This window comes from Massilia aquatica (assembly GCF_011682045.1).
GTDB lineage: Bacteria > Pseudomonadota > Gammaproteobacteria > Burkholderiales > Burkholderiaceae_D > Telluria_A > Telluria_A aquatica.
The window spans coordinates 24,490-48,768 of the sequence record NZ_VVIW01000012.1; the positions used below are offsets into that span (position 1 = coordinate 24,490).

Genomic DNA, 24,279 nt, shown 5'->3' on the forward strand with positions numbered 1-24,279 from the left:
TTTTTCCTTCAACATTTACCTCCGTCCACACCACATTCCCGTGCCGGACCGAGACGGTAGGGCCTGTTCCGCGCTATAATCGCCGGTTCTGTCCGAAATACCGTATTCCGCACTCCAAAATACTGGTCTTTGGATTCTTTCTCTTCTTTACTCGGTGCACATATAAAAGGGGGGTTGGGATGTCCGATCTGGCTACCCACGCCAAGCTGGCGCGCTCATGCGCGCAGCTTCCGGTAGATGCTTACTTTGATGAAGCGCTGTTACAGCGCGAAATGCAGCAGTTGTTCCAGCATGGCCCGCGCTATGTCGGCCATACGCTGATGGTGCCCGAAACGGGCGACTTTGCCACGCTCGCGTCCGAGAATGAGGGCCGCATGCTGGTGCGCAACGGTAACGGGATCGAGGTCCTGTCCAACGTGTGCCGCCATCGCCAGGCGCTGATGTTCAATGGACGCGGCAACGCGAACAATATCGTCTGCCCGCTGCATCGCTGGACCTACGACCTCAAGGGTGAGCTGATCGGTGCGCCGCACTTCCCGGAAACGCCGTGCCTGAATCTGTCCAAGACGCCGCTGCAGGAGTGGAACGGGCTGCTGTTCGAACAGAACGGCTACAACGTGCTGGACAAGCTCAAGGACCTGTCGGTGACGAAGGATTTCGATTTTTCGGGCTATATGTTCGATCACGTCGAGGTGCAGAGCTGTAATTACAACTGGAAGACCTTCATCGAAGTCTACCTGGAGGATTACCACGTCGAGCCGTTTCACGCGGGTTTGGGCGGCTTTGTCAGCTGCGACGACCTGCGCTGGGAGTTCGGGCGCGATTACAGCGTGCAGACGGTCGGCGTGAACCGCGGCCTGGGCAAGGCCGGTTCGCCCATCTACCAGCGCTGGCAGGAGCAGGTGCTCAAGTTCCGTGGCGGCGTGCCGCCCGAAAAAGGCGCGATCTGGTTCACCCTGTACCCGAACATCATGGTCGAGTGGTATCCGCACGTGCTGATCGTCTCGACCCTGTGGCCGGACGGCCCGCAAAAGACGCGCAACGTGGTCGAGTTCTACTACCCCGAAGAGATCGTGCTGTTCGAGCGCGACTTCATCGAGGCCGAACGCGCGGCGTACTTCGAGACCTGCGTGGAAGACGACGAAATCGCCATGCGCATGGACGCCGGGCGCCGCATCCTGCTGGCGCGCGGAGTCAACGAAGTCGGTCCCTACCAGTCACCGATGGAAGACGGCATGCAGCACTTCCACGAGTGGTACCGCAGTAACCTGGCGCTGTAGGGCGCCGATTCGTGGCCGCGCTCTGGATCCTGCTGGCGAGCTTCCTGTTCTCGCTCATGGGCGCGGCCGTCAAACTCGCTTCAAACGAGTATTCGGTGGCCGAAATCGTGTTCTACCGGGGCCTGGTCGGCATCATCCTCCTGTTCCTGTTCATCCGCCACCAGGGCGGCAAGCTGCGCACCGAACACCTGACCGGCCATCTGTGGCGCGGCGCGATCGGCGTGGTGTCGCTGTGGATGTGGTTTTACGCGGCCACCAAGCTGCCGCTGGCCACCGCCGTGACCCTCAATTACATGTCCCCCATCTGGACCGCGGTGGCGATGATCGGCTTCGCCTGGTGGAAGGGCAAGGAGCGCATCGCCCCACCCCTGGTCGCGGCCATTTGCGTCAGCTTCGGCGGCGTCATGCTGGCGTTGCGTCCGGCCTTCGAGGCGCAGCAGTGGTTCGGCGCGCTCATGGCGCTGTTGTCGGGCGTGCTGGCCGCCATCGCCTACACCATGGTGCGGCGCCTGAGCCGCGCGGGCGAACCGGAATACCGGGTGGTGTTCTACTTTTTGGCGGTCAATATCGCGGCGGGCATCGCGGGCAGCCTGCTGCCGGGCGGCTCGCCCGACGGCGCGGCGTGGCATGCGCACTCGGCGCGCGGCGCGGCCCTGCTGCTGTTTATCGGGGCCTCGGGCGTGTTCGCCCAGATGGCGCTCACACGCGCCTGGCGCACCGGCAAGGTGCTGGTGGTGGCCAACCTGCAGTACACCGGCATCGTGTTTTCCAGCGTCTGGGGCATCCTGATCTGGCACGACCTGTTCGACTGGCATGTCTGGCTTGGCATGGTACTGATCCTCGCCTCCAGCGTGGCCGCCACGTTTTATAACACCGTCACCGAAAAGCGCGCCGCGGCGGCCCGCGCCAATAACTAAGTACAACCAAGGAAACCATGGCAGCAGCACTGTGGATGTTATTTGCCAGCTTCGCCTTCGCCGCCATGGGCGCGGCCGTGAAACTGGCCTCAGGCACATATTCAACCTCCGAAATCGTCATGTACCGTGGCTTGATCGGCACCGTCATGCTGCTCATCATGGTCAAGCACCAGGGCCTGAGCCTGCGCACCATGTTCTTCAAGGACCATCTGTGGCGCAGCTTTGTCGGCGTGGTGTCGCTGTGGATGTGGTTTTTCGCGATCGGCAAACTGCCGCTGGCCACCGCCGTCACCCTCAACTACATGGCGCCGATCTGGATCGCCGCGTTCCTGTTCTGCGCCGGCTGGTGGCACGCCAGGGACCATGTGGAGTGGCCGCTGATCGTCGCCGTGATCATGAGTTTTGTCGGCGTGACCCTGGTGCTGCAACCGGCGATCGCCAGTAACCAGTGGCTGGGCGGCGCGGTCGGCCTGATGTCGAGCGTGATGTCGGCCATGGCCTACATGCAGGTGCGGCGCCTGGGCCAATTGGGCGAGCCCGAGTTCCGCGTGGTGTTCTATTTTTCGGCCATGACAGCTTCCGCCGGCCTGGTGGGCACCCTGCTCGAAGGACGCGCCGCCGGCGTGCCGCTATTCACGGCGCATAGCCTGCACAGCGCCGGCCTGCTGCTGGCCATTGGCGTGTCGGCCCTGTTCGCGCAGATCGCCATGACGCGCGCCTACCGCATCGGCAAGGTGCTGGTGGTGGCCAACCTGCAGTACACCGGCATCGTGTTTTCCAGCCTGTGGGGCATGCTGCTGTGGGGCGACCGCTTCACCTGGACCGTGTGGCTGGGGATGGCGGTGATTCTTGTGTCGGGCATCGCCGCGACGTTTTACAATACCCAAAGCACGCCACGCGGCGCCGCCGTCAGCAAGACCGATCCCATCGCAAGCGAACTTTAAGGACGCCCATGTACACGACACTGATTTCCGCAGCCGACCTGGCCGGCCATATCGACAACCCATCGTGGGTGATGGTCGACTGCCGCCATGACCTGATGAACCTGTCCGCCGGGCGCGAGGCCTACGCCGCCGGCCACCTGCCGCACGCGCTGTTCGCCGATATCGAGAACGAGCTGTCGGGCGCCAGGCGCGGCGCGGACGGCGCGTTTCGCGGGCGCCATCCGCTGCCGGTGCGGGCCGACCTGGTCGCCACCCTGCGCAGCTGGGGCATCGACGACGAGACCCAGGTCATCGCCTACGACGCGCACGGCGGCATGTTCGCGGCGCGCCTGTGGTGGATGCTGCGCTGGGTCGGCCATCCGGCGGTGGCGGTGCTCGATGGCGGCCTGGCGGCCTGGCAGGCGGCGGGCCTGGCGCTGTCGACCGGGGCCGCGGCGCCAAAAAGCGGCAGCCTCACCGAACGCGCGCCGCTGGTGACCACCGTGTCGGCGGCCGACGTGCTCGATAATCTCGATGGCGGCAAGCGTGTGGTGCTCGACGCGCGCGCCCCCGACCGCTTCCGCGGCGAGAACGAAACCATCGATCCGGTGGGCGGGCATATTCCCGGGGCGAAGAATCGCTTCTTCAAGGATAACCTGGGGCCGGACGGACGCTTCAAGGATGCGGCCCGATTGAAGACCGAACTGGCGCCGCTGGTGGGCAATCCGCACGATGCCATCATGCAGTGCGGCTCCGGCGTGACCGCGTGCCACAACCTGCTGGCGCTGGAAGTGGCGGGCTTGCCGGGCGCCGCGCTGTATCCGGGTTCGTGGAGCGAGTGGTGCGCCGATCCGGCGCGCCCGGTGGCGACCGGGGCGTAACTGGCAGGGCCGGCGCAGCGCCGGCCCTGTTGTTCTTACATGCCGAACGGGGCTTCCGGCAGGCCGACCAGCATCAGCGGCGCCTGGTCCACGCTCTCCGGCGCGAACACCGGTTCGGCCGCCTTGACCGGCAGCGACGACATGGCGACGATGACGGCGTCGACCTTCGACTGGAATGCCATCACATCGGTGTTGGCGGTGACCGAGGAGAGCATGGTCTTGACCAGGGCGGCGGCGGCGTCGCCGGCGTAGATGCCGCTCTTCGATGCCGTCTCCAGCGCGAAGGTGAAGTTGGTCGCGGCGCTGACCCGGTTGGCCACCAGGGCGGCGTCGATCTGCCCTTCGGCGGTGGTGTTGGTCTGCGCGCCAGCCATGATCGCCAGCGAAGCGTTGGGCCGGGTCAGCGTGCCGGCATCGATCGCTTTGGACCAGAACTCCAGCCCGCCCTGATCCGGGCTACGGCCCAGCACATTGTTGTAGATCGCTTTGACGAACGCCGTGGTGTCGCCGCCGTACATGGCTTTCGATTCGTCGCTGGTGCCGAACGAATCGATCAGGCCGCGCAGGCCGGCGTTGCCGGTGTAGGCGGCGGTCAGCTCGTTGGCGCTGGCCGGGGCTTTCAGGATGTCCAGCTGCTTGGCGAAATTGAGCAAGCCGCCACTGTCGGCAGCGCGCCCGAAATAGCTGAAGTACAGCGATTGCGCCAGCTTGACGTAGTTCATATCGATCGTGCGGTCGGTAAATGCGAGGCGTTCGACGCTGTTGAGCAAATCGGTGCCGGCATCGCCTTTTTTGTCGATCACGTAATAGTCGTTGCGGCCCACCATGATCGTGAAGTCGCTGGCCTTGTTTTCATACAAGCCGGTGTCCTGGCCTTCGCCGCCCAGCAAGACATCATCGCCCTGGCCGCCGAACAGGAAATCGTTACCGCGCCCGGCGCTGAGTTTGTCGTTGCCCTTGAAACCGTTGAGCTGGTCGTTGCCCAGGTCGGCCAGGATGTCGTTGGCGCTGTTATCGCCGCGCAGGTTGTCATCGTTGACGGTGTCGGTCATGAACGGCTTGTAGGCTTGCAGATCGGCGATGCTGTAGAGCGTGCCCGAGATCTTGACGTATTCGATACCATAGAATTTGGGGGAGCCATAGACGCTGAAACTGCCCCAGTCCGCCGGGGCGGACGACGACGTCCTGTCCTGAGGGGTAGCGTAATAGTATTTGTCCGACGAGGTGTACTCGATGGTGTCGATGCCGGTTCCACCGTCGACCGTCTCCAATTGCGGGGAGATGATGATCACGTCGTTACCGCCGCCGCCCAGCAAGGTGGCGCTCCATTTGTAGGTCGATTTGATCACATCATTGCCGTCGCCGCCCAGATAGCCGGCCCGATACCCATCGAAGGTGTCGATCAGGACCGCGTCATTGCCCGGCGTGCCATGCGCATCGTAATCGACCAGCACCGTGAGCGACGCATTCGTGAAGCTGACCGATTGCTGCGCGGTCGCGCCAACGTAAATGCGGCCGGTTTCCTGGGCCAGAAAGCCGGTATTGATCGAGTTGACGCTGTACTTCGAATTCCCGGTGGAACTTTCAATGATGAAGCCGTCGGCATCGTAGATCGTCAGCGTCGGGGCGTAATATGCGCTATTGCTGAATTGATACAGGCTTCCCGCGACCACGTCGATGGCATACACGCCGCCCGTCTTGATGGTGCTTTGATCCCATTTCTGGACATAACCCGGCGCGTGCTCCACGCTATCCACATACGGCTTGAAATCATTGAGCGCCTTGGCGTCCGCCGCTGCGCGGCTGGTTGCGGGCAAGCGGAAGTTGTAATCGGATTCAACGGGGAAACGAACGTAGATGGACATGATCAAATAAGAAAGATTGAGTGAATCATAGTATGTATTGAATATTTCTTTTTGTAAATGATTATTCGTTGCATTCCACTTGGGACAAGCCTGCTAATCGCTACCGCAGCCGGCGTCGCCTCCCCCCTCGTACGCGCCGCTGCCGCAGACCGCATGCCGGTCGCTGGTGCCGCTATCCCCGGGCGGGCGGCGCGGGCGCGCATGGCGCCGGTATTCCTCTTCGGTGACCAGGCCGGCCGCCAGCAACTGCGCTGGCCGCAAGCTCTCCGCATAGGCCGGCACGGCCGCCGCGCGCCCGCGCGCGTCGAGGGCGACCGAGGCCACCTCGCCGTTGAACAGCAGGTAGCCGCAGCCGCCCGGCATGGCCAGCATGCGGTCCAGCGCGAACAGGCGCGGCAGGTTGGGCCCGGCCGCCGGCATGCGCTCGATGCGGCGCGCGCGCACCAGGCAGAGCGCCAGTGCGCGCCCCATGCCGCCGTTCATCTCGGGTGCTTCCACGTGCGGGATCACGCGCCCGAAGTGCTTGCGGCAAAAGGCGTTCAAACCGGTCGGCGAGAGGCGCATCCAGGCGTGCCACACTGAGTCGGCCGCCATCGAGGGCAGGCCGCACGGCAGCTCCGCCTGGCGCACGCAATCGAAAAACGCCATCAGCCCTTCGGCGGCGCGGGCGAAAAAAAAGGCATCCTGGGGGATGCCTTTGAATTCGTGTTGCGCGGTGCGCTGCCAGAAGGGGTACAGCGTGGCGGGGAGGTCGGCCAGTTCGGCCCGGTACGGCGACTGTTGCGTAAGACGGGCGGCGCGGAAGGTGTTGATGTGGCTGGTAACGGTACTGAGCATGTTCTCTTTCTCCTTTGTTGTTTTTTATGAGCACAGCCTCGCACAGGACGATGACAGCTTGATGACAAGCGCTTGAAATTATTCACCACTGCGCTTGCCATGCTGACGGCGGCCGTGAATCAGGCCGACATCAGCCGCACCGATGAGATGGAATCGTTGGGAATATCCACCGCTTCCACCCACGAATAGCGGCCCGGTCCGAATACGCGCGATGCGGGTCCGCGATAATTACTGTCGCGATAAAACTTCCAGCGGCCCGATACCACGACGAAGGATGATACCTTATCATTAAAGAAATTGTCGTTCGGCGCATTCAAATTCGGCTCCGACCCGTACAAGTGTTTTTCGCGACCGCGAAAATCGATATGTTGATATAACACGACTTCAGCCATATATCCTCCTTACCAGATAACAGGCGGCAAGCGCAGCCGATACGCGCCACTGCGCTCGCCGCCAGTGAATGCCAGCCTTATACCAGCCTGACCGATGAAATGGAATCGTTCGGAATATTCACCGCTTCGGTCCAGTTATACAGGCCCGGCCCGAATACCTGCGACGCCGGCCCCTGGTAATTGGCATCGCGATAGAACTGCCAACGGCCCGACAGGATGACAAACGATGAAGTCTTGTCGTTGAAAAAGTTATCGTCGGGTGCATTCAGATTCGATTCCGAAGTGAACAGATGTTTATGAGCACCGTGATAATTGGCGTGTTCAAAAAGGACGATTTCAGCCATATATCCTCCTAAACTGGCTACGAGGCAAAAGGTGGTCTCGCTTCACCGGATTGCTGCTTCAGGCTGTATTATTAGGGAGGCTGACGGACTTAACAATAGCGCGGACTTGACCGGGACTAAATGCGCTGCGCATTGTCCTTCGAACTGAATAACAGGAAGAAATTTGATATCCGGAGCGGAATAAACTCCATCACCAGCGGCAATTACATGCCGCTGCGAAGTTTATCGTCCGTTGGTGAGAAACAAGACGATCAGCACGCCTACGCCGATCAGCAAGACTTGCGGAATCGATTCGCGCACGGTGGCGCGGCGTTGCATCTGCGGCATTAAATCGCTGACGGCAATGTACAGGAAGCCCGAGGAGGCAAACACCAGCACGTAAGGAATCAGCCCGCTGGCGCGGTCCAGGGTGAAATAGCCAAGCAAGCCGCCGGCCACGGCCATGAGGCTGCACAGCAGGTTGAACAGATAGGCGCGGGTGCGCGAAAAGCCGGCATTGAGCAAGACGATGAAGTCGCCGATTTCCTGCGGGATTTCGTGGGCGATGATGGCCAGCCCGGTCACGATGCCCAGCTCCGGATTGGCCAGGAAGGCGGCGGCGATCAGGATGCCGTCGGTAAAGTTGTGCATGCCGTCGCCCAGCAGGATCATCCAGCCGGCCTTGCCTGCCTCGCGCTTGTCGTGCCCGTGGGCATGGTGGTGACCGTCGCCTTCGTGATGATGCGAATGGCGCAGGATGGCGAATTTTTCCAGCATGAAAAATGCCAGCAAGCCGGCCAGCAAGGTCGCGAACAGGCTGCGCGGGTCGGCGCCCGATTCGAACGCTTCCGGCAAGGCATGCAGGAGCGAGGTCGACAGCATGATCCCGACCGACAGGCTGACCATCCGCTCGACCATCTTCGAGAGCAGGGCGAACGAAAACACCGCGGCGGCGGAAATGCTGAGCACACCCCCGATGGTCGTTGCCAGCAGGATGGAAATGAGGATTGGATCGATTTGGAAGCCTCTTGAACGAACTTGCGATGGTCGCGAGCCGGGCATTGTACCGCTCCGGGCAGAGGAATGCCCAGTTCGCTGCCATGGCGCCGGGCGGCAAGCCCGGCGCCAGGCGTCGCCTTACGGCGTCAGTTGCAGGTTGATACTGGTCTGGTCGCCGTTCGAGACATTGACTGGCGACACCGATTTAACGCTGTAGCCGGTGGCGACCGCATCGATGCGGTAATTGCCCACGCCCTGGGTCGGGGCGGCGCTGCTGAACACCAGCGGCGCGCTGGCGCTGTAGGTGGCGTACTGCGGCGCGCCAAGCGGCAGCGATCCGATCGTGTACGCGCCCGTGCCGGCGGCGGCATCGACCGCCTGGATCACCACCGTCTTGCCGTTTGTCACCGTCTGCATGGCCGCGACGTAGGGCTTGACGCTTGGCGCCAGCGGCAGCAGGCTGACCGTGCCGCTGACCGAGCGCATCAGGCTGGCCGGCATGGTAATCGGCGAGGCGCTGGTGCCGAGTGCGATATTGCTGGCGCCGCCCGGCACGCTCACATCGCCGATCACGGCCGCGGCGCGGCCGGTACCGACGAACACCACATCATAGGCGCCCGGGTTGAGGCGGCTGATCGCGAACGCACCGGTGGCCGCATTGACCGTGGTGCTGCCGATGACCTTGCCGTTTTGCTGGGCGCTCACCACCACGCCGCTGCCCGAGACCAGGGTGCTGACATACCCACTGATGCCGCTGCCCGCGGCCGCCATGGCGCTCACGGACGGGGTCAGCAGATAACCGCCGCCGGCCTTGTTGATGACCGAGCGGCAGGCGTCGAAATCGAGCACCAGGTTGTACGGCTGGCCGGCCACGACCTCGAAATTGCTGGTGATCTTGACGCCGGTTTTCAGGTCCGCCGGGGTTTCCAGGGTGGTTTCGACCTTGGTCGAACTTGGAACGACGCTGTTGGCGAAGCCGTTGGCGGTATTCGGATCGAGCAGCAGGCGCACCTGGGTGTAGCGCCCGGCGGGCACGCTGACCGAACCGAGCGGATCGAGCACGCCGTTGGCCAGGTTGAGCAGATTGATCTTGCGCGCCGGCGCCAGCACCACCTCGGACCAGCCGGTGTCGGCATCGGCCGCGGTCGCGCTCTGGTGCACGCGCACCTTGCTGACGGTGACGTTGACGGCGTCGAAGCCGCAGGCCGGGGCATCGGTCAGGGCGATATTCAAGGTGCCGGAGGTGCCGCCCAGCCCCGGCGGGGTGGTGCCGGGATTGGTGACGCTGTTGGCGCCGGGGCTGCCGCCGCCGCCGCCGCAGGCTGCCAGTGCCATCGCGGCGGCCACGGTGCTTGCCGTGCCAAGGCGGATAAATGTGCTCTTCATCGTTCCCTCTTTCAGTAGGTATATCAATTAATTATTAGTGTGCTTCATCCCAGTTTTTACCGATACCCACTTCAGCGAGCAGGGGTACTTTCAGGGCCGCCACGCCCGCCATCAGTTGCGGCAGCCTGGTCTTGACCAGCTCCAGTTCCGCCTGCGGCACTTCGAGCACCAGTTCATCGTGCACCTGCATGATCATGCGCGTGCCGAGCTGGTCGGCCTCGAGCCAGTCCTGGACCGCGATCATGGCCAGCTTGATCAGGTCGGCCGCGGTGCCCTGCATCGGCGCGTTGATCGCGGCCCGTTCCGCACCCTGGCGGCGCGGGCCGTTGGGCGAATTAATCTCCGGCAGCCACAGGCGCCGGCCGAACACGGTTTCCACGTAGCCGCGCGCCTTGGCCTGCATGCGCGTGTCTTCCATGTACTGGCGCACGCCCGAAAAGCGCGCGAAGTACTTGTCGATATAGTTTTGCGCCGCCGAGCGTTCGATGCCCAGGTTGGCGGCCAGGCCGAAGGCGCTCATGCCGTAGATCAGGCCGAAATTGATGACTTTCGCATAGCGGCGCTGCTCGCCCTGCACCTCGGCCGGCGCCACGCCGAAGATCTCGGCGGCGGTGGCGCGGTGAATGTCTTCGCCCTCGGCAAAGGCGCGCAGCATGGCCGCGTCTTCCGAAATATGGGCCATGATGCGCAGTTCGATCTGCGAATAGTCGGCCGAGACGATTACGTTGCCCGGGCCGGCGATGAAGGCTTCGCGGATGCGGCGCCCCTCGGCGGTGCGGATCGGGATGTTCTGCAGGTTCGGCTCGTTCGACGACAGGCGCCCGGTCACGGCGACCGCCTGCGCGTAGTTGGTGTGCACGCGGCCGGTGGCGCGGTTGACCATCTTGGGCAGCTTGTCGGTGTAGGTCGACTTGAGCTTGGACATGCCGCGGTATTCGAGCAGGATTTTCGGCAGCGGGAAGTCTTCGGCCAGCTTTTGCAGCACTTCCTCGTCGGTCGAGGGCGCGCCGCTCGGGGTCTTCTTGATCACCGGCAGCTGGAGTTTGCCGAAGAAGATCTCGCCGATCTGTTTGGGCGAACCGAGGTTGAACGGGCCGCCGGCCAGCTCGTAGGCTTTCTGTTCGAGCTCCATGATGCGCGCACCGAGTTCGCCCGACTGCACATTTAATAGTTCGGCGTCGATCAGCACCCCGTTGCGCTCGATCTTGTGCAGCACCACGGAGGTGGGCAGCTCGATCTTGCGGTAGATGAAATTGAGCTTCTCGTCGCTCTCGACATGGCCCTGCATGGCCTGGTGCAGGCGCAGGGTGATGTCGGAATCCTCGGCCGCGTATTCGGTCGCGCGCTCCAGGTCCACCTGGTCGAAGCAGATCTGGCCGGCGCCCTTGCCGCACACCTCGGTGAAGGGAATCGTGGTGTAGCCCAGGTGGCGCAGGGCCATGCTGTCCATGTCGTGCGGCTTGTGCGACTCGAACACGTAGGATTCGAGCAGGGTGTCGTGCACGATCCCGCGCAGGGTCACGCCGTGGTTGGCGAAAATGTGGCTGTCGTACTTGAGGTTCTGGCCCAGTTTCGGCTTGGCGGCGTCTTCCAGCCAGGGCTTCATGCGCGCCAGGACGTCCTCGCGGTTCAGTTGTTCGGGCACGCCGGCGTAGCGGTGCGCCAGCGGGATGTAGGCGCCCTTGCCCGCTTCGACCGACAGCGAGATGCCGACCATCTGCGCCGTCATCGGATCGAGCGAGGTGGTTTCGGTATCGACCGAGGTGACGGCGGCGGCGTCGACCAGGGCCAGCCAGCGTTCCAGGTCGGCCTCGGTGACCACCGTTTCGTACTCGCCGCGCATGACCGGCACCACCGCGCCGGGGAACAGCTCGCCCTCGGGGGAATTGAGCAGCGCGCGCGGGGCGCCCTCGTCGTCGCGCTGGATCACTTCGCGCAGCAAGGTCTTGAAACCATAGCGCTCGAAGAAGGCCTTCAGGCCCTCCTTGTTTTCCGGCTGCGCCACCAGGGTCTCCGAAATCGACACCATGTGCGCGGCCAGGTCGCAATCGGTCTTGACGGTGATCAGGGCGCGGCCCTGCGGCAGCCAGGGGAGCGCCTGGCGCAGGTTCTCGCCGACCGCGCCGCCGATGCTGGCGGCGTTGGCGATCACGCCATCGAGGCTGTCGTGCAGCGCCAGCCACTTGAGGGCGGTCTTGGGACCGCACTTGGCCACGCCCGGAATATTATCGACCGTGTCGCCGATCAGGGTCAGGTAATCGATGATGCGCTTGGGTGGTACGCCGAACTTGGCCAGCACGCCGGCTTCGTCGAGCTTCTCATTGCTCATCGTGTTGATCAGGGTGACCTTGTCGTTGACCAGCTGCGCCAGGTCCTTGTCGCCGGTCGAGACCACCGTATTCATGCCAAGGCTGGTGGCCTGGACCGACAGCGTGCCGATGACGTCGTCGGCCTCGACGCCGTCGACCATCAGGATCGGCCAGCCCATGTGGCGCACCACTTCATGGATCGGCTCGATTTGCAGGCGCAGGTCGTCCGGCATGGACGCGCGCGTGGCCTTATATTCCGGATACATATCGTCGCGGAAAGTCTTGCCCTTGGCATCGAACACGCAAGCGATATACGCGGCCGGATAATCCTGGCGCAAGCGGCGCAGCATATTGACCATGCCATGCATGGCGCCGGTGGGATGGCCATCCGGGCTGCGCAAATCGGGCAGGGCATGAAAAGCACGGTACAGATAACTGGAACCGTCGACTAACAGCAGGGTATTTTGCATAGTGCCAAAAATGAGGTTGAGCCGGGACAGGAAAAGGCGCGGCAGCGTACCGGTCATTATCGCAGAAAGCGCGCCCGCCCCGAAGCCCGAACGCCCTGACCATATGTTGTAAAAACGGGGACAGACCCCGGTTTTACAACTTTTACCGGCGATTCCTTGCAAAACCGGGGTCTGTCCCCGGTTTTGCAACTTCGCCGGCTGGCTTGTATGAGGTGTTTCCACAGGCGGGGCGGGGGTTTGTTACAATGGTCTACACGACCTAAAGGCGACCCTATCATGCTGCGCATTTCTTCTTTCCGCACTACTTCCCGCAATCTCCTGGCCTTGTGCCTGCTCGCTTCGGCCAGCCTGGCCGGCGCCCAGCAATCGAAGCCGAGCGATGCTCCGCCGAAGCTCGAACGCCTCGACGACGGCAACCTGGCCCCCGCCATCGTGGCGCCGCGCGCCAACGAGCCGAAAATTTCCGAGAAGCGCGAGAACGGCCGTACCACGGAAGTGAAAGTTAAATCCGGCAAGAGCAGCTATACGATGAAGGGCACCAATCCCGCCGCCGGCAGCTCGGGCCTGGACGCCAACGGCTCGCACCTGCGCGGCCCGCAGTGGCAAGTCGGTGAATTCGACCTGAACAAAAAGAAAAAGGCCGCCAGCGAAGCCGCCGCCGATGCCGCACCGGTGCCGGCCCCGCCCGCAGGCAAGTAATCCGCCCCCTCCCGCCGCGTGCCCTCCCCCGGGCGCGCGGCACTCATATCGACCGACTTACCTTACCCTTCGCTTTCACATGGCAGTTTTTACCGCGGTCACCCTGGATGACCTGACTTTGTTGCTGAAAAAGTTTCCATTAGGAAATGCTATCAACATCAAAGGGATCAGTTCCGGCATCGAAAACAGTAACTTTTTCATCGATACGGAGCGCGGCGAGTACGTGCTGACGATTTTCGAGAACCTGTCCTTCGCGCAGCTGCCGTTTTATCTGCAGCTGATGCGCCACCTGGCCGACCGGGGCGTGCTGGTGCCGGCCCCGGTGCCGGACGAGGCGGGCGAGCTGGTGGTGCCGCTGCATGGCAAGCCGGCCGCCATCGTCAGTAAACTCGAAGGCGGCTCGCAGATGGCGCCGCAGCCGGTCCACTGCGCCGCGGTCGGGGCGATGCAGGCGAAGATGCACCTGGCCGGACGCGACTTTGCGCTACAGCAGCCGAACCTGCGCGGTCTCGACTGGTGGAACGACACCACGCCGCTGGTGCTGCCCTTCCTCGACGAACACAATGCCCATCTGCTGCGCGCCGAGATGCATTTCCAGAGCGCGTTTGCAGCCTGCGACCATTACCATCGCCTCGGGCGCGGTCCGATCCATGCCGACCTGTTCCGCAACAACGTGATGTTCGTCGGCGAGCGCCTGACCGGTTTCTTCGATTTCTATTTCGCCGGCTGCGACACCTGGCTGTTCGACGTGGCCGTCACCGTCAACGACTGGTGCATCGACGTCGCCACCGGCGTGCTCGATGCGGCCCGCGTGCGCGCCCTGGTCGACGCCTACCACGCGGTGCGCCCGTTCACCGCCGACGAGCAGGCCGCCTGGCAGCCGATGCTGCGCGCCGCCGCGCTGCGCTTCTGGCTCTCGCGCCTGTACGACCTGTATGTGCCGCGCGAAGCCGAAATGCTCACGCCGCACGACCCGACCCATTTCGAGCGTATTTTGCGCGAACGCATCGCTACCCCCGCCCCAGGATTAATCGCATGAGCCGCCTTCCCGCCATCACCGGATGGCACTGGATCAAGCAGGGTTTCGCCCTGTTCCGCAAGCAGCCCGCCATCCTCACCATGCTGCTGTTCGCCACTCTCCTGATGAGCCTGACCCTGGCCACCATTCCAGTGCTGGGGCAAATCATGACGATGGTGCTGATTCCCTCGTTCAGCATGGCGATCATGCAAGCCTGCAACCTGATCGGGCAAGACCAGCCGGTCACGCCCGGCGTGCTGCTGACCGGCTTTCGCCCGCCAGCCTTGAAGCGCCTGTGCAAGCTGGGCCTGATTTATCTGTCGATCTCGATCGTGCTCGGCCTGATTCCGGCATTCATGATCTCGCCCGACTTCATCAAGCAGATGAGCGTGCCGCTGGCCGAACGCGGCGCCATCAAGATCAGCCCGGCGGACATGCAGGTGGTGCTGCTGGCCGGCCTGCTGCAAGGCGTGGCGCTGCTGCTGATGTGCTTTGCGCCGCCGCTGACCTACTGGCAGCAGATGAAACCGGGCAAGGCGACCTTTTACAGCGTGTTCGGAATCTTCGGGGCGATCCGCCCGTTCGTGGTGATGCTGATGGCGTGGACCGCCATGTTCTTCGGCGCCGTTTTGCTGATTGGAATGATACTGGGCAGCAGCCGCGGCGGGCAGATTGCCGTGCTCTGGCTGATGCTGCAATTCATGCTGCTGATGCAATGCGCGATCTTTGCCGCCTACCGCCAGATCTTCGGCGACCCCTCGCTGCTGCCCAAGCAAGTCGATCTCAGCAAATAAGCTGATCGGCCGGCGGACCGCAGTCCGCCGGCACGCCGGATCAGGGCCCTACCCGTTCCAGCTTGGCGACCGACAGGTCGAGCACTTTCATGCCGGCCTTGCCGAAGTTGATCTGGGCGCGCGCGTTGCTGCCGCCGCCCTCGATATTGACAATCACCCCTTCGCCGAACTTGGCGTGCGCCACCGATTCGCCGATGCGCCATCCGGACCCGTTGCTGGCCGCTTTTTGCGCGATCTGCTGGGCGATCTTGTTGTCCGAGCCGCCAGTGAACTTGGCGTCGTCCCAGGCCGATTTTTTGTTCCCGAACCAGTGCGACTGCACGCGCGGCGACAGCCACTTGAGCGCCTCTTCCGGCAGCTCGTCGAAAAAGCGCGACTTCATGTTGTAGCGGGTTTGCCCGTGCAGCATGCGCGTCTGCGTAAAACTCATGTACAGGCGTTTGCGCGCGCGCGTGATGGCCACGTACATCAGGCGCCGTTCTTCGTCCACGCCATCCATCTCGCGCGAACTGCTCTCGTGCGGGAACAGGCCTTCTTCCAGGCCGGTGATGAACACGGCGTCGAATTCGAGTCCCTTGGCCGAGTGCACCGTCATCAGTTGCAGCGCATCCTGCCCGGCCTGGGCCTGGGCGTCGCCCGCTTCGAGCGAGGCGTGCGACAGAAACGCCGACAGCGGCGACATGACGATGTTGAGCGGCGTGTCGGCGTCGATGATCTCGACGCCGTCGCCTTCGACCAGCATCTCGCCCGCGCTGGCGTAGGTCTTGGGCCCGAGATAGGCCGGCGCGCCCTGGCCGAAGCCTTCTTCCTGCACGAACTGGGTGGCCGCATTGACCATCTGCTCCAGGTTCTCGATGCGGTCGGCGCCTTCTTTTTCGTTCTGGTAGTGCTGCAGCAGGCCGCTGGCCTCGAGCACCACGCGCACCATTTCGGGCAGCGCCAGTTGCTGTGTCTCGAAGCGGGCGCCTTCGACCAGCTTCACAAAACTGTTCAGCGAGGAACCCGATTTGCCGGCCACGTAAGGCACTGCCGCGTACAGCGAGATGCCATGCTGCTCGGCGGCCGTCTGCAGCGCTTCGATCGAACGCATGCCGATCCCGCGCGTGGGGAAGTTCACCACCCGCAAAAAGGCCGAATCGTTGTGCGGATTGTCCATCAGTTGCAGGTAGGCGATCGCGTGCTTGACCTCGGCGCGCTGGAAGTAGCGCTGGCCGCCGTACACGGTGTACGGCAGGCCGGCCGCGAACAGCGCGTGCTCGATCACGCGCGACTGCGCATTCGAGCGGTACAAAATGGCGATCTCGCGCCGCAATGAACCCTCGGCCATCAGGGTCTTGGCTTCCTCGATGATCCACTGCGCTTCTTCCAGGTCGGACGAGGCTTCGTAGATGCGTACCGGCTCGCCGTGGCCGGCGTCGGTGCGCAGGTTCTTGCCCAGGCGCTTGCTGTTGTTGGCGATCAGGTGGTTGGCGCTGTCGAGGATGTGGCCGTGCGAGCGGTAATTTTGCTCCAGCTTGATCAGGTTCTCGACCCGGAATTCGCGCTCGAAGGCGCTCATGTTGCCCACGTTGGCGCCGCGGAAGGCGTAAATGCTCTGGTCGTCGTCGCCCACCGCGAACAGCGCGCCGGCCACCTGCTGGCCCTGCCCCGCCAGCAGCTTGAGCAGGTTGTATTGCAGGTCGTTGGTATCCTGGAACTCGTCGACCAGGATGTGCTTGAAACGCGCCTGGTAATGCTCGCGCAGTGGCTGGTTGCGTTGCAGCAGCTCGTAGGCGCGCAGCAGCAGCTCGGCAAAATCGACCACGCCTTCGCGCTGGCACTGGTTGTCGTACAGATCGTACAACTCGACCATCTTGCGTTCGATCGGGTCGTGCGCCTCGACCCGGTTGGCGCGCAGGCCCTGGTCCTTGGCGTTGTTGATGAAATACATCAAATTCTTGGCCGGATACTTCTCGTCGTCGACATTGTTCGCCTTGAGCAAACGTTTAATCATCGACAACTGATCCTGCGAATCGAGGATCTGGAAGGTTTGCGGCAGCGCGGCATCGCGGTAATGGGTGCGCAGGAAGCGGTTGCACAGGCCGTGGAAGGTGCCGATCCACATGCCGCGCGTGCTTACCGGCAGCATGACCGACAGGCGGGTCAGCATTTCCTTGGCGGCCTTGTTGGTAAACGTCACCGCCATGATCCCGGCCGGCGACACCTGGCCGGTCTGGATCAGCCAGGCGATGCGGGTCGTCAGCACGCGCGTCTTGCCGGAGCCGGCGCCCGCGAGAATCAGGGCGCTCTGCGGCGGCAGGGTGACGGCGGCGAGTTGTTCGGGATTGAGGTTGTGGAGGAGATTTTGCATGCCGTGATTATACCGGCGCGCCGCCATCGGACGGCGACGCTTTCGCTGGCGAACGGGCTTCTCGAGCGGCGGCGGCGGGTTTGGCTGCGCTCTCGGCCCTGGCTACGCCGGTCGTTGCGACACCGGCCTGGTTCGCCCCGTCGCGCCGATGCGTCGGCACCAAGGCGCTGAAGTGGATAACCATGCCGGCATCGGCCGCCGCTATTCCAAACACTTACTCATTCGACATGGTTGCCGAATTGCCGGCATGGCGTCGACTGTAGCTCGATCCGGTGCCGCTCAGGGTGCGCGCTGCCCCGGCACAGGCCGCGCCAGGCCGCGCGCGACGGCGTCGCGCAGCACCTCGCGCATGACGCGCTCGGCCACCTTGCCTTGCCGGTCCATTTCGCGCCCCAGCACGTTCATCTGTTTTCCCAGCGCTTCCATCGGCTTGCCGGCCTCTTTCATCTGTTCGCCGATGGCGTCGAGCGGTGCGCGCGCCTGCTCGATCCTGCCGTGCTGGCGCTCGAGCTGCGCGTGCTGCACGTCGAGCTGGCGTTCGATGTCGGCCAGCTTGAGGTTGAGCCCGTCGCGCTGGCCCACCAGTTGCACCCGGGCGGCGCCAGCGGCGTCGTCGATCCGGCGTTCGAGCTGCACGATCTCGCGCTGCAAGCGCGCCTGCTGGGCCGCCAGCGCCGTCGTCAGGCCGGCGAGGCGGCGCGTTTCGGCATGCTCAGGATCGCCGGCGCCGGCCTTGCGTTCCATCTCGCGGCCCAGCTGCTCGACCACCTTGCCGTGCTGTTCCATCTCCTTGCCATGCACGTCCATGCGCTCGCCGAGGCGCTTGAGCGGCTCATAGGCCGCGTTCGCCTTCGCGAGCAGGGCCGGGTCCTGCACGACGTAGGCCATGCCGCCCTGGCGGAACCACAAGAAGTCGCCGGCGACGGCGTGTTTGGCGGCGGCGATGTCGTCGATATCGCCGCTGTCGCCACTTAACATGCCTTTGCGTTCAGGCCCCTGCACCAGCGCATACGACATGTCGCCGGCGCCTTTGGCGATGCTCACCGGAGGGCGCGGCGGCGCCGGTGGTGCAGGCGGCGCAGGTGGCGCTGACAGCACCGGTGGCAGCGGCGCGATCTCCATCGGCGCGGCGGGAATGGTCCCTGCGGCGGGCGGCGCCGGGGGAGCCGGCGGCGCTGGCGGCACCATCGGCACACTGGCGGCGCGCGCCGCTTTGGCGGCCGCCAAAGGCGCCGTTTGCGCATTGGCGTAGAACGCGGCGCAGGCGGCCGACAAGCCGAGAATCGGCAGCGCCATCTTCCAGTTCAGTGGTTCGGTATCCGGGCGGACCAGGCGTTTGATGCGGGACATAAGATTTCCTCCGTGAGCCCCATGGGCGAGTTGAGGTGTGGAGAACTGGAACTGGTCCAGTTCGGATAAAGCAAGCGCCAGACGCCGCGGTTCGCCGAGCATGCTTGCTGCAATGTCATCTGCAACCTGTTCGCGTTCGATCCGCACCCGGTGCGACAGCCACCACACCGCAGGGTGATAGAACAGCACGATGTCGATCGCGCTCTGGATCAGGTTGACCAGGTAATCGAGGCGCTTGATGTGCGCCATTTCGTGGGCCAGCAGGGCTTCGAGCAGGTCGGGCGGCATGCCCGTGAGCAACGAGGCCGGCACCAGGATCACCGGGCGCCACCAGCCGGCCGTGACCGGGCCGGGCAAGTCGTGCACCAGCCCCAGCGCGACCTTGCGCACCACGCCGAAACGCAGCGCCAGCCGGTCCACCCGCGCCTGCCAGGCGGCATCGTGCACATAGCGGCCCGGCTGGCTGCGGCGCCGCACCCAGGCCAGCCCGAGCATCAGGCGCAGCGCCAGCAGGCCGGCGCCGCAGCTCCAGAACAGCATCAATAGCGGCAGGCGCTGCTGCAAGACCGGTTCCCAACTGGCCACCTGCGCGGCCAGCAACGGCGCGCCGGCATCGATGGCGGGCATGCCGCCCGCGCCCAGCGCCAGGATGGTGGTGCCCGCCCCCCGGGCGTCGAGCACGCGCTGCACCGTGCCGGCCAGCGGCAAGGCGGCGCACAGCAGCAGCGCGCCGCAGCCGACGGCGTAGCGCAGCTGCGGGCGCGCACCGCGCAGCAGTCCCATCGCGAGCGCGGCCAAGCAGCCGATCAGTACGCCCTGCCACACAAAATCGAGCAAGGCCCAGCCCAGGCTGGGCACGATGACGGCGAGCATGTCGTTCATGGATGGATTCCTGCTTGCATGGTCTCTCCGTCAAAGGGTGAATGTAGAATAAAATATCTAGATAATTTTGTCTAGAACTATTTTTCTACTTCCCGGACAAGCGCGGGCGCGCCTCCGGTGAGCATGACTGTAGACGGGATGGCAAACACGTTCCAGCGGGAGGCGATGGGCGGTCGATTTGGAGGAACAGGCGGCTGCAATGCGCAACTAGCGCGCATGGGAGGGAACGCAAGCCGGCCAGCCGGCCGGCCTGCAAAACGCTATGGCAGCAGCGGAAACCCGAGCGCCGGAGCGTCCTCGCCCAGGCGCGCCAGGAAGTGCGCGATGCCACCCATGCCGACCATCAGGTCGGCGGTTGGCGCCACCGGATCTTCGGCCAGCCATACCAGGCTGCCGTCGGCGCAGCGGTGCCCGAGGTGGACGATGGTGCCGGCCAGGGTGAGCGCCTTGTCGCGCCATGCCGGCTCGCCCAGCGCCTGCGCCGCCTCCAGCAAGATCTCGCCGATCCCGGCCAGGCGGTGGCAGACGGTCAGGTTGGGCGCGCGCAGATGCGGATCGATGGCGTCCAGCGCGCGCCGCGCCAGCAGCGCCATGGCGGGGTCGCCGGTGAGCCGGTAGGCGCGCAGGAAGGTGAGCGCGATACCGGGCGCGCCGTGGCACCACCAGTGCCACGCGGCGCCCTGGCGGTCGCTGTAGCGCCACTGCAGCGCCGCCGTGCCGTCCACCGGCAAGGCATGCCCCTCGAGCCAGCGCAAGCCGCGCGCGGCACTGGCGCGGCTACTGCGGTCATTGAAGCGCTCGCCATATTCAAGCAGGAAAAACACCATCCCGGCCACGCCGTGGGCAAAGCCGCTCAGGGTTTCGCCGGACATGCCGGGCACGCCGTCCGGCATGACCCACGAGCCGTCGGGGGCCTGGGTGTCGACCAGATAGCGCGCGCAGCGCTGCGCCATGGCCAGCGGCGCGGGCGTGCCCAGGCTGTCGGCGCACATCATGGCGGCCAGGCCCTGCCCCGCCGCGCCGTGCGTGAGGTCGGGCCAGGTCACGGGCGCGGCGAACACGCGCTCGATCAGCTCGCCGATGCGCGGCGTGGCCGGCACCAGCCCGGCGCACACGGCTTCGGCGATGCCGACCGCCACGCCGGCATCGCCGAAGTGCAGGCCCGGCATGCCGCGGTCGGGCGTGATGGCGTCCGACAGCAGCCACTCGACGGCCGGCTTGAGCGCTGGCGCGGCGTCGTCCACGGCGATGCCGGCGCGTTGCAGGCGCGCCAGCGCGTACACCACGCCCGCCACGCCGCGGTTGGCGCCGCGCCGCAGTTCGTACGACGAAGCCTGTTCCTGGCCGCCGCCCGCATTCGCGATGCCCGCCGACAGCCACAATCCCGAGTGCGGATCGCGAAACGCGTGGCGCAGCAGGCCGAGGCCCGCAGCGTGGGCGCAGGCGGCAAAATCGATGGCCGGCGCCGCCGCCAGAACAGTGGCGCTTGGCGCGCAGCCCGTGCGCAGGCTGGCCTGGTAGGCCGCCAGTTGCTGCCCGATGGCCTCCAGCGTGGGCCGCGCCAGCGGGTCGTCGTCGACTCCGGCCAGCAGCACGTCAAGGAGCGCGTCGGGGACCGACGCGGCCAGGTGGCGCACGTTGCGCGCGCGCGACTGGCCGCGCGCGAACAGGGTGCGGCGCGGATCGAGGCCGGTCAGGGCGAACAGGATCAGCGCCGCCACCGCATGGATGTCCTGGGCGAAGGTGGGTGCGGCGCCCGCTTCCTGTTCCGGCGCCATGAAGCCCGGCGTGCCCTTGCCGAACACGGGACTGGGGTCGCCCACGTGCTGCGCGATCTCCAGGTCGAGCAGCCAGGTGTTGCCGTCGTCGCCGAGCCAGACATTCGACACGCTCAGGTCGCGGTGCACGAAGCCGGCGCCGTGCAGGCGCTGGACCGCGTCGGCCAGCTGGCGCAGCGCTTCCAGCAGGCGCAGTTGGCCGGCGCGCCCGGCCGCGCTCCAGGGGCCGCGTTTCAGGGTCGCCTGGACCACGCTTTCGAGGTCGGCGCCGGCCAGGTAGGCCATCGGCAGATAGCCGTCGCCGCCGACCTCGAAGTACGGGTCGCACGCCGGCACCGGCACCGCGCCTTCCAGGCGCGCATGGATCTCGCCCTGGCGCCGCAGGCGCACCCGGATGTCGCGCCCGTGGAGGTCGGACAGGCAGTGCTTGCGCCCTTCCTTGATCACCCGGCCCGCCACGCTGTCCTGCGAGCTGGCCAGGAGCGCCAGGTAGACATTGCCTTTGGCGTGCTGCTTGATGATGTCGACCAGTACATAGCCGGGGCCGAAGGTTGCGGGGCCGCCGGCGCCATGGGTGCCGGCGGGCGCGGGGACGGCGGCGCCCTCGAACGGGCAGGCGGCGAACGGCGGCGCCACGAAAGGCTGGGTGTAGGCGTCGGCGATGAGCTGGCCCGCGCCGTCGCGGATGTACAGGTGGTGCTGGCCGAGCAGGTCGCGCTCGACGATGGTGTTAAACCCCCCGTAGCGCGCGTACACCAGGTTCCCGAGCGCCATGTCGGACGTGATCACGGGGCCGTTGAAGCCTTGCGTGGCCTGCACCAGCTGCGCGGCGAGCGCGCTGGCGGCGGCGTCGTCGGCCGGGTAGATGGTGCAGAATTTGCCGACCTGGGTGGCGCCCAGGCCGCCTTCGTTGAGCAGTCCCAGCATGGTGGCGTCCCTGGCGATCTTGAATGGCACCCGGGCGGCGCGCAGGACGGGAACGATGGCGCCCAGCAGGGCGTGCGCCTCGGCCGGCACGCTGGACACGTGCAGCTTCCAGCCTTGCACGCGCTCGGTGCGGCCGACCTTGAGCCAGACGCCGCCGATGATGGGCGCGAGGCCCGCTTGCTGCAAATAGTGTTGGTAGGTCGGGGTGTCCGACAGTGCCCTGTCAGGTGATGGGTTCATGGATGGGCTCATTTCCAGACGAAGAAGCGCGATTCGACATTGGTGGTGAAGCCGCAGCTGTCGCCGCAGGTATTACCGCAACTGAACTCGGTGCAGGTGACGTCGCAAGTCGAGCCGCCGCAGGTGACGCCGCCGCAGGTGTACGAGGTGCAGGAACAGGTATATTGCGGGCCGCAGGCTTGCAGCACGCGGTCGCGCTCCATCAGCGCGCTGGCGTCGGCGAGGAAGGCGCGCGCATCGACGGCGCGCATCGCGCGCCGCGTGGCGTCATCGAGGTAGGGCAGCGTGGCCAGCGCGGCGGCCGGGTTGCTGAGGAAGGTCTGGAACAATTCTGCGTTGCCACGCAGCTCGCCGACCAGGCGGGCGAAAGTGGTTCTGTCCATGGCGGACTCCTTGTGCGGGTGATGCGGGGCCGAAAAGCGACGCGCCACCGCGAAGCGGCGCGTCGCCCTGCCGCTTAGCGGTTCCAGGCGGCCGGATTGATGACCACATTACCCATGTCGGTAATGTTGGTGGTGTAGCCGCAGCTTTCGCCGCAGGTGTTGTCGCAGCTGCTCGAACAGGTATTGCCGCAGCGTTGCAATGAACCGCTCGCGCGCGAGAAGTAATCGACGGCGGGCGTGCTGATCGCCATCTCGGCGGTCAGGTTGGTGGTGTAGCCGCAGCTGCCGCCGCAGGTGTTGTCGCAGCTGCTCGAGCAGGTATTGCCGCAGCCGCGCGAGACGCCGATGGCGCGCGCGATCAGGGCAGCCGGATCCTGGCCGACCAGCGCGCCTTTGGCCTGGCGGTCAAGATCGCTCACCTGGGCGATGATGGTTTCGGGCGAAAAGATCAGCTGATGGAAAAACGCGGGATCGGATTTGGCCTTTTCGACCAGGCTCTGGAATACTTTGGGATCCATTTGAAACCTCCACAAGACGAAGCACTACAGAGGGGTGCACTTGCAAATTGACTACGGACGTACGGCACCCCGGGAAGTTCAATATAGGTCCGCATGACGGCGCGGTTTTTGATCGTGCCCAAACCCGGACTTGCGTACGGCGGTGTCCGGCCTGGCTGGTTTTCAGCGGCGGCGGCACGTCCGTTAGAATGCCTGGTGGCATACATTTCACTAGGGAGATGAACTTGGAAAAGAAGGATTTCTGGCAATTGATCGATGCCTCGCGCCTGGCTGCGGACAACGATCCCAACGCGCAGGTCGACACGCTCGGCGCGTTGCTGCTGCAACTGGAAGCGGACCAGATCGTCGAATTCGACCGCGTGATGGTCGAGCACGTCAATCGCGCGTATCACTGGGATGTATGGGCGGCGGGGTACATCATCGGCGGCGGCTGCTCGGACGATGGCTTCATGGATTTCATGGGGTGGCTGATCAGCAAAGGCGAACAGGTGTTCGAAACCGCGCTGCGCGATGCGGACAGCCTGGCCGACGTGGTCGAGGAGATCGACGGCGAATGCCAGGTCGAAGGAATCCTGTACGCGCCCGGCAAGGCATGGGAGCGAAAAACCGGACGCCCCGGCGGCGACTTCCCGCAACACATGTTCGCGTTCCAGAATGGCCCGCATGGCGAAAGCTGGGACGAGGACGAGGTCGACGCCAGGCTGCCGCGCCTGGCCGCCAGGTTCAACGGCTGATTAACGCCAGGGAGCGCCGGACCC

20 protein-coding genes are annotated in these 24,279 nt (G+C 64.8%); 8 read left to right on the top strand and 12 right to left on the bottom strand.

Features of this window, described 5'->3' with window-relative positions:
- Positions 1 to 179: 179 nt before the first annotated feature.
- Genes F1609_RS19580 through F1609_RS19595 form a run of 4 tightly spaced genes read left to right on the top strand, consistent with a single transcriptional unit; the run spans position 180 to position 4,001 of the window.
- Positions 180 to 1,280, top strand: coding sequence for an aromatic ring-hydroxylating oxygenase subunit alpha (locus F1609_RS19580; protein WP_167078261.1), 1,101 nt, complete (start codon positions 180 to 182; stop codon positions 1,278 to 1,280).
- An 11-nt stretch (positions 1,281 to 1,291) separates the two neighbouring features.
- Complete coding sequence (locus F1609_RS35380) at positions 1,292 to 2,197, top strand: DMT family transporter (RefSeq protein ID WP_167078263.1); 906 nt, start codon at positions 1,292 to 1,294, stop codon at positions 2,195 to 2,197.
- Positions 2,198 to 2,214: 17 nt separating this feature from the next.
- Positions 2,215 to 3,141, top strand: a complete 927-nt coding sequence (locus tag F1609_RS19590) for a DMT family transporter (protein WP_229421954.1) — start codon at positions 2,215 to 2,217, stop codon at positions 3,139 to 3,141.
- An 8-nt stretch (positions 3,142 to 3,149) separates the two neighbouring features.
- Positions 3,150 to 4,001, top strand: a complete 852-nt coding sequence (locus F1609_RS19595; protein ID WP_167078265.1) for a sulfurtransferase — start codon at positions 3,150 to 3,152, stop codon at positions 3,999 to 4,001.
- A gap of 35 nt (positions 4,002 to 4,036) precedes the next feature.
- Here the strand turns inward: F1609_RS19595 and F1609_RS19600 are convergent, their stop codons facing one another.
- The 7 genes from F1609_RS19600 to polA form a co-directional block, all read right to left on the bottom strand.
- Complete coding sequence (locus F1609_RS19600) at positions 4,037 to 5,818, bottom strand: DUF4214 domain-containing protein (RefSeq protein WP_187363069.1); 1,782 nt, start codon at positions 5,816 to 5,818, stop codon at positions 4,037 to 4,039.
- 141 nt (positions 5,819 to 5,959) lie between these two features.
- On the bottom strand, positions 5,960 to 6,703 hold the full coding sequence (locus F1609_RS19605; protein ID WP_167078269.1) for a UCP032817 domain-containing protein: 744 nt from the start codon (positions 6,701 to 6,703) through the stop codon (positions 5,960 to 5,962).
- Between the two features lie 119 nt (positions 6,704 to 6,822).
- Positions 6,823 to 7,095: a beta/gamma crystallin-related protein gene (locus F1609_RS19610; RefSeq protein WP_167078270.1), complete on the bottom strand. Its 273-nt coding sequence runs from the start codon at positions 7,093 to 7,095 to the stop codon at positions 6,823 to 6,825.
- 77 nt (positions 7,096 to 7,172) lie between these two features.
- On the bottom strand, positions 7,173 to 7,439 hold the full coding sequence (locus tag F1609_RS19615; RefSeq protein WP_167078272.1) for a beta/gamma crystallin-related protein: 267 nt from the start codon (positions 7,437 to 7,439) through the stop codon (positions 7,173 to 7,175).
- 222 nt (positions 7,440 to 7,661) lie between these two features.
- Complete coding sequence (locus F1609_RS19620; protein ID WP_187363076.1) at positions 7,662 to 8,411, bottom strand: ZIP family metal transporter; 750 nt, start codon at positions 8,409 to 8,411, stop codon at positions 7,662 to 7,664.
- Between the two features lie 144 nt (positions 8,412 to 8,555).
- Positions 8,556 to 9,803, bottom strand: coding sequence for a DUF4382 domain-containing protein (locus F1609_RS19625; protein ID WP_167078276.1), 1,248 nt, complete (start codon positions 9,801 to 9,803; stop codon positions 8,556 to 8,558).
- 34 nt (positions 9,804 to 9,837) lie between these two features.
- Positions 9,838 to 12,582, bottom strand: a complete 2,745-nt coding sequence (polA, locus tag F1609_RS19630; protein ID WP_167078278.1) for a DNA polymerase I — start codon at positions 12,580 to 12,582, stop codon at positions 9,838 to 9,840.
- Positions 12,583 to 12,858: 276 nt separating this feature from the next.
- On the opposite strand from polA, the gene F1609_RS19635 reads away from it, so the two are divergent.
- The 3 genes from F1609_RS19635 to F1609_RS19645 all read left to right on the top strand — a co-directional run bounded on the left by F1609_RS19635 (position 12,859) and on the right by F1609_RS19645 (position 15,093).
- Complete coding sequence (locus tag F1609_RS19635; protein ID WP_167078280.1) at positions 12,859 to 13,281, top strand: hypothetical protein; 423 nt, start codon at positions 12,859 to 12,861, stop codon at positions 13,279 to 13,281.
- A gap of 79 nt (positions 13,282 to 13,360) precedes the next feature.
- Complete coding sequence (locus F1609_RS19640) at positions 13,361 to 14,320, top strand: homoserine kinase (RefSeq protein ID WP_167078282.1); 960 nt, start codon at positions 13,361 to 13,363, stop codon at positions 14,318 to 14,320.
- Entirely contained in the window at positions 14,317 to 15,093 is a 777-nt protein-coding gene (locus F1609_RS19645; protein WP_167078284.1) for a BPSS1780 family membrane protein, read from the top strand. The genes F1609_RS19640 and F1609_RS19645 overlap by 4 nt, the downstream gene beginning before the upstream one ends.
- Before the next feature lie 40 nt (positions 15,094 to 15,133).
- Here the strand turns inward: F1609_RS19645 and F1609_RS19650 are convergent, their stop codons facing one another.
- The 5 genes from F1609_RS19650 to F1609_RS19670 form a co-directional block, all read right to left on the bottom strand.
- Positions 15,134 to 17,443: a UvrD-helicase domain-containing protein gene (locus tag F1609_RS19650; protein ID WP_167078286.1), complete on the bottom strand. Its 2,310-nt coding sequence runs from the start codon at positions 17,441 to 17,443 to the stop codon at positions 15,134 to 15,136.
- 279 nt (positions 17,444 to 17,722) lie between these two features.
- Positions 17,723 to 19,675, bottom strand: coding sequence for a M56 family metallopeptidase (locus tag F1609_RS19655; protein WP_167078288.1), 1,953 nt, complete (start codon positions 19,673 to 19,675; stop codon positions 17,723 to 17,725).
- Between the two features lie 260 nt (positions 19,676 to 19,935).
- Positions 19,936 to 22,620 (bottom strand): class III lanthionine synthetase LanKC N-terminal domain-containing protein, encoded by a 2,685-nt coding sequence (locus tag F1609_RS19660; protein WP_167078290.1) that lies wholly within the window; start codon positions 22,618 to 22,620, stop codon positions 19,936 to 19,938.
- A gap of 8 nt (positions 22,621 to 22,628) precedes the next feature.
- Positions 22,629 to 23,003, bottom strand: a complete 375-nt coding sequence (locus F1609_RS19665) for a hypothetical protein (protein WP_167078292.1) — start codon at positions 23,001 to 23,003, stop codon at positions 22,629 to 22,631.
- 74 nt (positions 23,004 to 23,077) lie between these two features.
- Positions 23,078 to 23,521 (bottom strand): hypothetical protein, encoded by a 444-nt coding sequence (locus F1609_RS19670; protein WP_167078294.1) that lies wholly within the window; start codon positions 23,519 to 23,521, stop codon positions 23,078 to 23,080.
- 224 nt (positions 23,522 to 23,745) lie between these two features.
- On the opposite strand from F1609_RS19670, the gene F1609_RS19675 reads away from it, so the two are divergent.
- Complete coding sequence (locus F1609_RS19675) at positions 23,746 to 24,255, top strand: DUF4240 domain-containing protein (protein WP_167078296.1); 510 nt, start codon at positions 23,746 to 23,748, stop codon at positions 24,253 to 24,255.
- Positions 24,256 to 24,279 lie beyond the last annotated feature (24 nt).

Coding starts and splice junctions, on each gene's coding strand:
- F1609_RS19655 (WP_167078288.1), bottom strand. CDS start 19,675: ATGAACGACATGCTCGCCGTCATCGTGCCCAGCCTGGGCTGGGCCTTG.
- F1609_RS19615 (WP_167078272.1), bottom strand. CDS start 7,439: ATGGCTGAAATCGTCCTTTTTGAACACGCCAATTATCACGGTGCTCAT.
- F1609_RS19590 (WP_229421954.1), top strand. CDS start 2,215: ATGGCAGCAGCACTGTGGATGTTATTTGCCAGCTTCGCCTTCGCCGCC.
- F1609_RS19665 (WP_167078292.1), bottom strand. CDS start 23,003: ATGGACAGAACCACTTTCGCCCGCCTGGTCGGCGAGCTGCGTGGCAAC.
- F1609_RS19625 (WP_167078276.1), bottom strand. CDS start 9,803: ATGAAGAGCACATTTATCCGCCTTGGCACGGCAAGCACCGTGGCCGCC.
- F1609_RS19645 (WP_167078284.1), top strand. CDS start 14,317: ATGAGCCGCCTTCCCGCCATCACCGGATGGCACTGGATCAAGCAGGGT.
- F1609_RS19640 (WP_167078282.1), top strand. CDS start 13,361: ATGGCAGTTTTTACCGCGGTCACCCTGGATGACCTGACTTTGTTGCTG.
- F1609_RS19660 (WP_167078290.1), bottom strand. CDS start 22,620: ATGAACCCATCACCTGACAGGGCACTGTCGGACACCCCGACCTACCAA.
- F1609_RS19610 (WP_167078270.1), bottom strand. CDS start 7,095: ATGGCTGAAGTCGTGTTATATCAACATATCGATTTTCGCGGTCGCGAA.
- F1609_RS19595 (WP_167078265.1), top strand. CDS start 3,150: ATGTACACGACACTGATTTCCGCAGCCGACCTGGCCGGCCATATCGAC.
- F1609_RS19650 (WP_167078286.1), bottom strand. CDS start 17,443: ATGCAAAATCTCCTCCACAACCTCAATCCCGAACAACTCGCCGCCGTC.
- polA (WP_167078278.1), bottom strand. CDS start 12,582: ATGCAAAATACCCTGCTGTTAGTCGACGGTTCCAGTTATCTGTACCGT.
- F1609_RS19605 (WP_167078269.1), bottom strand. CDS start 6,703: ATGCTCAGTACCGTTACCAGCCACATCAACACCTTCCGCGCCGCCCGT.
- F1609_RS19635 (WP_167078280.1), top strand. CDS start 12,859: ATGCTGCGCATTTCTTCTTTCCGCACTACTTCCCGCAATCTCCTGGCC.
- F1609_RS19580 (WP_167078261.1), top strand. CDS start 180: ATGTCCGATCTGGCTACCCACGCCAAGCTGGCGCGCTCATGCGCGCAG.
- F1609_RS19670 (WP_167078294.1), bottom strand. CDS start 23,521: ATGGATCCCAAAGTATTCCAGAGCCTGGTCGAAAAGGCCAAATCCGAT.